The sequence below is a fragment of the Streptomyces europaeiscabiei genome, assembly GCF_001550375.1.
Taxonomy (GTDB): Bacteria; Actinomycetota; Actinomycetes; order Streptomycetales; family Streptomycetaceae; genus Streptomyces; species Streptomyces europaeiscabiei.
The window spans coordinates 1-9164 of the sequence record NZ_LRTR01000004.1; the positions used below are offsets into that span (position 1 = coordinate 1).

Genomic DNA, 9164 nt, shown 5'->3' on the forward strand with positions numbered 1-9164 from the left:
TCGCCGGGGAGCCCGGCCCCTGGCTGCCGCCCGACTTCGACGTCGTACCGCAGTGCGCGGGCGGGCTGGACGAACGGCTCGCCGCGGCCTTCGCCGGCTGCGACGGCCCGGCGCTGCTCATCGGCATGGACACCCCACAAGTCACCCCGGACCTGCTGACCGTGGACTTCACCGAGTACGACGCGTACTTCGGTCCGGCCGAGGACGGCGGCTTCTGGGCCCTGGGTCTGGCCGAACCGGACCCGGCACTCCTGCTCGGGGTGCCCATGTCGACGCCCGCCACCGGCGCCGTGCAGCGCGACCGGCTCGTCGCCGCCGGGCTACGGGTCCGCGACCTGCCGCCCCTCAGGGACGTCGACACGGCCGCCGACGCCGAAGCCGTCGCCGCGATCGCGCCGGGCGGCCGGTTCGCGGCGGAACTGGCCCGGCTGCGGACGGTCAGCACCCGATGAGCGACGCACGGCGGGAGGCCGTGGAGCGAAAGGCCGTGGAGCCTGGGGCCGTGGGGTGGGAAACCGTGGAGCGGGAGACCGTGCGGCGGGAAACCGTCGTACGGCAGACCCCACGCCAGGAGGCCATCGGGCAGCCCTGGTCCACGGACCCGTACGCCGACGCCCTGCGCACCGGCCGGGGACCGCTCTTCCTGCGCCGTCGTGACGGCTGGTTGCTGCCCCTGGAGGTGGAGCGGTGGTGCGCCCGCGCCGATGCGGTGGACCTTCAGGTCCTGGGGCGGTGCGAGGGAGCCGTCCTCGACGTGGGGTGCGGACCGGGACGGCTGGTCGCCGAACTCGCCACCTCGGGCCGGCCCGTGCTCGGTATCGACGTCAGCCAGGCCGCCGTCGCCCACACCCTGCGGCTCGGCGGCCAAGCCCTCACCCGCTCGGTGTTCGACCCCCTGCCCGGCGAGGGCCGATGGGACACGGCCCTGCTCCTCGACGGCAATGTCGGTATCGGCGGCGCCCCGTCCGCTCTCCTGCGTCGGCTGGCGGAGCTGCTGTGCCCTGGCGGCCTGTTGATCGCCGAGACGGTCCCCGTCGATGTGGACGAGCGTGTCGAGGTCCGCCTCGTGAGCGGAGCCGAGGCCGACAGCGCAGCCGAGGCCGCGTTCCCCTGGGCCCGGCTCGGCACTCCGGCGTTGCTGCGGCACGCCCGCCCGCTCGGCTGGGGCGTCGCCGATCAGTGGACGGCGGGCGGCCGGTCCTTCGTCTCCCTGCGCAGCCGCACCACCAGCAGGAGCGCCGAGCCGCCGAACAGCAAAGCGGTGATCAGCAGCCACCGGGCGAGGAAGCCATTCGCCGACAGCGTGGTGGCGGACTCGTAGCGATCCGCCACCCGTCCGCTGATCAGCGGGAACCACACCAACAGCAGCAGCCCGGACAAGGCGGCGGGCACGCGCACGTACGCGGCCCTCCCCCGCCGCCTCGAGGGCGCGGGCGGTGCCCCCTCCCGGTGACCGGCCGCACCCGCCGCCCGGACGAGTGCACGGTCCGCCGTCGCGTACAGCGGCAGCAGCACGAGATCGTGGACCACCGCCGCGCCCACGAACCACAGTGCGACCTCGAACCAGTCGTCCGCGAGCAGCCGCACCCCCGCGTATCCGGCGAGCGTGAACGAGCATGCCAGGAGCAGCAGTTGGAGCGGGCTGCCCAACGGCAGCCGGGACTTTGCCATCACAGGTCTCCGAACGTCATCCGGGCCACCCATTTGGTGTTGAGCACACCGGGCGCGGCGGGCACGATGATCCGCGCCGGGTAGCCGTGGTCGGGGGACAGTTGCTCGCCGTTGACGTCCAGGGCGAGCAGGGAGCGCGCGTCGCGGACCTGGTTGGCGCGCAGGGCGGCCCGGCGGAAGGCACCGCGCCGCTGGAGGGACTCCACGAGGACGTCGGGTGCCGCCTCGGGCTCGTATCCGACGAGGCCGGCCAGGTCCCGCAGCCTTACGCCGCGCCACCACTGGTCGGAGGTGGACCAGCCCTCGACACAGGCGATGGGCAGCGCCGCGCTGTGCAGGGGCAGTTCCAGCAGCTCGGCGCGGCTCAGCCGAACCGTCCCCGAAGGCCCGGTGACGACCAGCCGCCAGGCCTCCTCGCTCGTCTCCGCCGCGCTGATCCCCCTCGATTCGGCCGTCTTGTTGATCTGGAAGCCGCCCGGTCCGCCGCCCGGCTCGGCACCGCCGTGCGGGGCGAGGAGGGCCGTCCGCCGCAGCGGGCCGTCGAAGTTCTGCCCCACGGTCGTCCCGAACAGCAGCAGCGAGCCGCCCCCGACCAGCCACACGGCACCGCGCCGCGAGACGGTGGGCTCGGCCGGGTCCGGGGACACCAGCGAGGGCTCCTCCGACGAAACCGGCGGCGGAGTGCCTTCCCCTTCGCTCCCCCTCATCTCACGCAGGTTGCGTACGGCCGTCGGCGCCCTCAGCACCACATGGACCACGAACGCCGCGAAGAACACCCACGCCCCGTAGAAGTGCAGCGGGTAGAAGGAACCGGGGAAGACGTAGTCGAGCTGGATGTTGAGCACCCCGGTCACGAACTCGAACAGCGCGCCGCCGACCAGCAGGAGCAGCGAGATCCGCTCCAGGGCGTGGACGAGCGACCGCGCCGCGGGCAGCTGGAACAGCCTCGGCACCACCGACCACAGCTTGGCCAGCAGGACGGGGACCAGCGCGATCCCGAGCGTGACGTGAAGGCCCTGCGTGAACCGGTACAGCCAGTGCGGATTCGTCGGCCAGGGGAACAGATAGAAGCCGAGGATCCCCTTGTCCGGGGTCTTGTCGTTCACGGGCGACAGACCCGGGTTGTAGGCGGCGTACGACAGCAGCCCTGTCACGAACAGCGCCGTGATCCCGGCGAGCAGCACCACGCCGAGGACGGAGGTGAACCAGGGGCCGCGCAGCGGGCTGCGCCAGAAGGCGGGTGAGGAAGGAGTCCGTGCCATGCCCCGACGCTAGGCCCGGAACACCCGGTGAGCGGGTGCGCGACTCATGACGAAACGCTGACGTCCGCGCCTGTCGAGAGTCCACCGGTCCTCCACCGGCCTAACGTCTCCGAGCGTGAACCGCGATCTCCGCCGCGACCTGTACGCCGTCGCCGCCGCCACGCTGCTCGTCGTGACGGCCGCGCTGGTCGGCATCGCCATCAAGCGCGCCAAGGACGTCCTGCACGTCGGCTGGCCACCCCTGTACGCCAACTGGCTGCCGCACACCGGCCCCGGCACCCCCGCCGCGATCGCCGTCGCCGTGGCCGTCGTGGCGTACGGCCCCACGCTGGCCGCCCGGCTGCCCTGGCGGGCCCTGCTGTGGACCGCGTGGGCCACCGCCATGGCCTGGGCCTTCTCCCTGGCCCTCGTCGACGGCTGGCACCGCGGGATCGCCCGTCGGCTGACGACCAGATACGAGTACCTGCAGGTCATCGACCGCTTCGACGACATCCCCCACACCCTGCGGGACTTCACCCGCCACATCCTGCTCGGCTCCCCCGACCACTGGCCCCCGCACGTCGCCGGCCACCCGCCGGGCGCCACCCTCACCTTCGTCCTCCTCGACCGGATCGGACTGGGCGGCGGAGCATGGGCGGGCGCCTTCGTCATCGCCATCGGGGCGACCACAGCGGCCGCGGTCCTCGTCAGCGTCCGCACTCTCACGAGCGAGGCCCTCGCACGCCGCGCCGCCCCGTTCCTCGTCCTGGCCCCGGCGGCGGTATGGGCGGGCACGTCGGCGGACGGATACTTCGCGGCGGTCGCCGCCTGGGCCGTGGCCTTCCTCGCCCTGGCGGTGAAGGGGCACCGACCGCGGGCGACCGGCTTCACCGCCGGGCTCCTCCTCGGTCTGACCGTCTACCTCTCGTACGGCCTCACCCTCCTCGCCGTGATGGCCGCCACCGTCCTGCTGCTCGGCTCCCGGCGGCTGCCGGTCCTCCCCTACGTGATCGCCGGACTCGGCGTCGTGCCCCTGGTGTTCACCCTGGCGGGCTTCAACTGGTGGGAGGCATACCGGTTGCTGGTCGAGCGCTACCACCAAGGCGCCGGCGGCTTCCGCCCGTACGGCTACTGGGTGTGGGCCAACCTGGCCTGCACGGTCCTCGTCGTGGGCCCCGCCACGGTGGCGGGCCTTCGCCGCGCGGGCACCCGCCTCGCCCAGTGGCACACGTCCCCCGTCGCCGAGCGCCGCATGGGGGTGTTGCTGTGCGCGGCCCTGCTCATGCTGCTCATCGCCGACCTGTCCGGGATGAGCAAGGCGGAGACGGAACGGATCTGGCTGCCGTTCGCGATGTGGCTGCTCGCGGCAGGCGCCTTCCTCGACCGCCCCCGCGTCTGGCTGACGGCTCAGGCGGCCCTGAGTCTGCTCCTCAACCATCTGCTGCTGACGGGCTGGTGAGCGGTTGGTGCTGCCTGTTCAGCGCCGACCGGGGCGGGACACACCTGTCGATCATTCCCAGGCCGCCGGTGCGGGCTCGCGGGCCGGCCGACCGATGACCGTACGACGTCGCTTCCGCTGCGGACCGGCTCGACTTCTCATCTCCCGCCGCGGCTGTGGTCTTCATGCCCCGGCGGCCTCATCACGCAGCCGGTCGGTGGAAGCAACCGCGCCCCACCTGCTGAGGGCTCAGCCGCACCCCATCGTCCCGCCCACCTCAGCGGTCGTGACCAGGCCCGGGGAGAGGTCCGGCGGCCGCGGCGCGTGGCGACCTGCCGGCGCGACCACGACGCCCGAGTCCACCATTGCGGCCAAGGGCAGCGGGCGCACCGTCTCGCCGTCCAGAGCCGAGACGACCGGCCCCGCACAACATGGTGAGCGCCGCAACCGTCACCAGCCGAAGCCCCGCCTCCGGAGCCGTCAGGGCACGCATGCGCGTCGGAGGCACCGGTGAGCCCCCGGGCCCAAGGTGCAGGAGGGCAGTTGATCCCATAATCTGCTGATTGGAGTGTTTTCAGACAGTTTCCCTCCCTGGAGTTCTTCTCCCTCGTCGGGGTTCGGCGGTAGTTCCCGTCACCGCACCGTCAGGAGACATGATGGCCACCCGGAAAGCCGCTCCTCGCGCTGTCTCGGTCCACGCACTCGCCGGAATCCGGCTCTTCAACGGGGCCGCCGGACTGCTCGCACCCGAACTGCTCATCCGGCGCCTCGATCCCGATCGTGAGCCGCCCGGTCCGGCGGCCGTGTACGCCTTCCCGCTCTTCGGGATCCGTACGATCCGGCTCGGCCTCGATCTGCTGACCGGCCGCGACGAGCGGTTGCGGATGTACCTGCGCGACGGCGGCCTGATCCACGGCGGTGACACCGCGACGGCGGCCACGCTGGACCTGAGCGGCCGGCTTCCACCGCGTACCGCGACGCTGACCACGCTCATCTCGGCCGCGAACACGGTCCTGGCCGCCACCTCGCTCGCCAACCCGGTGAAGGGGAAGCGGAAGTGACGGGAGGGCCCGGTGCCGTTTCCCCGGCCGAGACGGGTTTCGCCTACGTCGTCGTCGGCGCCGGGGCGTCAGGCGGACCGTTGGCGGCCGACCTCGCCGCCGCGGGCATGCGTACCCTGCTGCTCGACGCGGGTGGGGCCCAGGAGAACGACAACTACGTGGTGCCCGCCTTCCACGCGGACGCCTCCGAGGACCTCGTCCAGTGCTGGAACTACTTCGTAGAGCACTACGCCGACGAGCGGCAGCAACAGCGCGACAGCAGACTCGTCCCGGACCGGGGCATCCTCTACCCGCGTGCCGGGACGGTCGGCGGCTGCACCGCGCACCATGCGCTGATCACCGTCTATCCGTACAACGGCGGCTGGGACGCCATCGCGGAGGAGACCGGCGACGCGACGTGGCACGGCACGGCCATGCAACCGGTACTTCGAGCGGCTGGAACGCTGCACCTACCGGCCGAGGCCCAAGGAGCCGCCCGCCAACCGCCTGCCGGGCGCGCTGCTCACCACGCTGCTGAAGGTGCTGCCCTTCGCAGGCGCCCGGTACCGCAACGACGCACGCCACGGATTCGACGGCTGGCTGCCGACCGTCCTCGCCGACCCCGAACCGGTCGTCGAGGACAAGCGGTTGCGGAACGGACGGACGATCCCTCTGCCGTCGTCGACAGCAGGTTCCGGGTGCCCGGAGTGGACCGTCTGCGGATCGTCGACGCCTCGGTCTTCCCCCGCATTCCCGGATTCTTCGTCGCCACCCCCATCCGCATGATCAGCCAGAAGGCGAGCGACGTGATCCTCGCGACCGCCCAAGGAGAACCGCGATGAGCAAGCAGCGACGCACCGCACGACGTTCCGCGGCCGGACACCGTACGTCACTGCCCTGGCGGGTCGTCACCGCCGGCGCCGAATACGTGGACCGGCGCCTCGGCTGGGACAGGCTGCCCGTCGTACCGGGCCTGCTGACGCTCCTCGGACTGCGCGTCAAACTCCGGCAGAAGAACCTGCACGACACCGGCCGGCTGCCCTCGGTCAACCTGCCCGATCCCGCGCCCCCCTCCGAGACCCACAAGGTCAACCGGACAGCCGACGGCAGCCACAACGACCTCGACGAGGCGCGCATGGGCATGGCGGGCACCCGCTTCGGCCGGAACATCCCGCTGGACCGGATCGCCCCGGCCACACCCGAGGACGTACTGTCCGCGCCCAGCCCGCGCGAGGTCAGCCGCGCCCTGCTCGGCCGCGACGAGCTCACGCCCGCCGAGTCGGTCAACTCCCTGGTCGCCGCCTGGCTTCAGTTCATGGTCCGCGACTGGTTCAGCCACGGGAGCAGCCCCACGGAACGGCCCTGGGAAGTACCCCTCATGGACGACGACCCATGGCCGGAACACCCCATGCGGATCATGCGGACACCGGACGACCCGACCCTCGACCCGCAGGCACCCCCCGGAACGCCCGACACCCGCGTCAACGTGTCCTCCCACTGGTGGGACGCCTCGCAGATCTACGGGACGAACGAGACCGAGCAGCGTCTGATGCGCACCGGTGAGCTGGGCAAGCTGCATCTGTGGGACGACGAGCAGTCCCCGATCCCCTCGGACCCCTCCCGGGACCCCTCGCACATCCCCGGCTTCTGGCTGGGCCTGGCCATGATGCACGACCTGTTCGCCCGTGAGCACAACGCGATCTGCGACCACCTGCACGGCGCGTACCCGTCCTGGAACGACGAGGAACTCTTCCAGCGGGCCCGGCTCGTCAACGCCGCGCTCCTCGCCAAGATCCACACCGTGGAGTGGACACCGGCCGTGATCAGCCACCCCACCACCGTCAAGGCACTGCGCGCCAACTGGTGGGGCGTCGCAGGCGAGCGTGTCCACAACCTCTTCGGCCGGATCAGCGGCAGCGAGGTCGTCAGCGGCATCCCCGGCGCCGAAACGGACCACTACGGCGTCCCGTACTCCCTCACCGAGGAGTTCGTGGCTGTCTACCGCATGCACCCGCTCATCCGCGACGAGTGGCATCTGCGCTCCGCCGCCGACGACGCGAGCCTGCGCCACTGCACCCTCCGCGACATCTCGGGCCCCGGGGCGCTGAAGGTCCTGGAGACCACCGAGATGCCCGACCTGCTCTACAGCTTCGGCACGCTCCACCCCGGACTGGTCACCCTGCACAACTTCCCGAAGTTCCTTCAGGAGTTCGAGCGCCCCGACGGACAGTTGCAGGACCTCGCCGCCACCGACATCCTGCGCTCCAGGGAGCTGGGCGTCCCCCGCTACAACGAGTTCCGCCGACTGCTGCGGCTGAAGCCCGCCGCGGACTTCCTGGAACTGACCGAGAACCGTGCGTGGGCCGAGCAGATCCAGGGGCTCTACGACGGCGACGTCGAGAAGGTCGACCTCATGGTCGGGCTGTACGCGGAGAAACTGCCGGCCGGATTCGCCTTCAGCGACACGGCGTTCCGCATTTTCATCCTGATGGCCTCACGCCGACTGAACAGCGACCGCTTCTTCACCGAGTACTACACCCCCGAGGTGTACTCCAAGGCCGGTATGGCCTGGATCGACGACAACTCCATGATCACGGTGCTGCTGCGCCACCACCCGGAGCTGCGTACGGCTCTGGCGGGGCTGACGAACGCCTTCGTGCCGTGGAACACAGCCGGAAGGACGGTGACTTGACATGGCAGTCACAGACAGGTCCCACGACGAACGGGAGCGCCAGGCCGCGGCGGCCGCCGTACGGTACGGCGAGACCGGCGACGAGCGGCGGACCGTCGAGCGGCAACAGGACGCCGGGGTGGCCTTCCCGGACTCGGAGGAGGCACTCGCGGCGCGCGCGGCCCGGCTGCTCGACCGGCAGGCGGTGCCCGCCTCCATGGTGGTGGAGGCCGTCCGGGCGGAACCGCTGGAGGCGACCGCCGCGTACGAACGCATCCTCGGTGTGTCCAGGGACCTGCAGGCCTGGAGCTTCCTGCCGCGCGGCACCCGGGCGGCCCGTACCGTCGCCCGGATCTCGGTACGGGAGAACGGCCGTGAGCTGCCCGTCGGCACCGGCTTCCTGGTGTCGCCGAACCTGCTGCTGACCAACCATCACGTGCTCCCCGACGCGGAGGCCGCCCGGCAGAGCTTCGTGGAGTTCGACGCCCAGGTCACCGTAGACAACACACCCCAGTCGGCGACGCGGCTGGAGCTCGACCCGGACGGGTTCTTCGCGGCGGACCAACGCCTCGACTTCGCCCTGGTGCGGGTCGCCCCCGGCCCTGACCTGCGGCCCGCGGGGGAGACGTTCGGCTGGAACCGGCTCAGCGCCCAGAAGGGGAAACTGGTGATCGGTGAGCCTGTCAACGTCATCGGCCATCCGATGGGGCGGCTGAAGGAGATCGCGGTACGCGACAACATGCTCCAGGTGCGCCTCGACGACTTCCTCCACTACAAGACGGACACCGAGCCCGGCAACTCGGGCTCTCCCGTCTTCAACGACCAGTGGGAGATCGTCGCGCTCCACCACAGCGGTGTCCCCAGGACCGACGGACAGGGACGCGTCCTGCGCCGTGACGGACAGGTCTGGGAGCCCGGTGACGGCGACGACGCGATCGACTGGGTGTCCAACGAGGGCGTACGCATCAGTTCCATCCTGAAGCACCTCGCCACCCTGCCCCTCTCCTCCCGGCAGCAGGCGCTGCTGGCCGAGATGGGCCCGGAGTCGGGGCTGGGCGTCGCGGAGGCCGCCGCGGGTCCGGTGGCGGCTCCGGCTCCCGCCG

The 9164-nt window shown here is 71.6% G+C and carries 8 protein-coding genes; 7 read left to right on the forward strand and 1 reads right to left on the reverse strand.

All coding sequences use genetic code 11. The features are described from left to right. Together AWZ10_RS00060 and AWZ10_RS00065 are read left to right on the forward strand one after the other, a co-directional pair. The coding region (locus AWZ10_RS00060; protein ID WP_060890114.1) for a TIGR04282 family arsenosugar biosynthesis glycosyltransferase at positions 1 to 452 on the forward strand (452 nt) is incomplete at its 5' end. Positions 453 to 502: 50 nt separating this feature from the next. Beyond that, the gene (locus AWZ10_RS00065; RefSeq protein ID WP_425264472.1) at positions 503 to 1321 is read left to right on the forward strand and encodes a class I SAM-dependent methyltransferase; all 819 of its coding nucleotides are present in this window, start codon (positions 503 to 505) and stop codon (positions 1319 to 1321) included. A gap of 349 nt (positions 1322 to 1670) precedes the next feature. Here the strand turns inward: AWZ10_RS00065 and AWZ10_RS00070 are convergent, their stop codons facing one another. Next, on the reverse strand, positions 1671 to 2933 hold the full coding sequence (locus tag AWZ10_RS00070; RefSeq protein ID WP_060890115.1) for a molybdopterin-dependent oxidoreductase: 1263 nt from the start codon (positions 2931 to 2933) through the stop codon (positions 1671 to 1673). Positions 2934 to 3048: 115 nt separating this feature from the next. Between AWZ10_RS00070 and AWZ10_RS00075 the strand changes: the two genes are divergently transcribed. From AWZ10_RS00075 to AWZ10_RS00095, 5 genes are all read left to right on the forward strand, one after another. Next, a complete protein-coding gene (locus tag AWZ10_RS00075; RefSeq protein ID WP_060890116.1) occupies positions 3049 to 4371 on the forward strand; it encodes a hypothetical protein in 1323 nt (440 codons plus the stop codon). A gap of 632 nt (positions 4372 to 5003) precedes the next feature. Next, positions 5004 to 5411, forward strand: coding sequence for a hypothetical protein (locus AWZ10_RS00080; protein ID WP_060890117.1), 408 nt, complete (start codon positions 5004 to 5006; stop codon positions 5409 to 5411). After that, positions 5408 to 6232, forward strand: a complete 825-nt coding sequence (locus AWZ10_RS52805) for a GMC oxidoreductase (protein ID WP_060890118.1) — start codon at positions 5408 to 5410, stop codon at positions 6230 to 6232. Before AWZ10_RS00080 ends, AWZ10_RS52805 begins: the two co-directional genes overlap by 4 nt. Continuing rightward, positions 6229 to 8082, forward strand: coding sequence for a peroxidase family protein (locus tag AWZ10_RS00090; RefSeq protein WP_060890119.1), 1854 nt, complete (start codon positions 6229 to 6231; stop codon positions 8080 to 8082). Before AWZ10_RS52805 ends, AWZ10_RS00090 begins: the two co-directional genes overlap by 4 nt. A gap of 1 nt (position 8083) precedes the next feature. Further along, on the forward strand, positions 8084 to 9164 hold a 1081-nt coding region (locus AWZ10_RS00095), incomplete at its 3' end, for a trypsin-like serine peptidase (protein ID WP_159058184.1).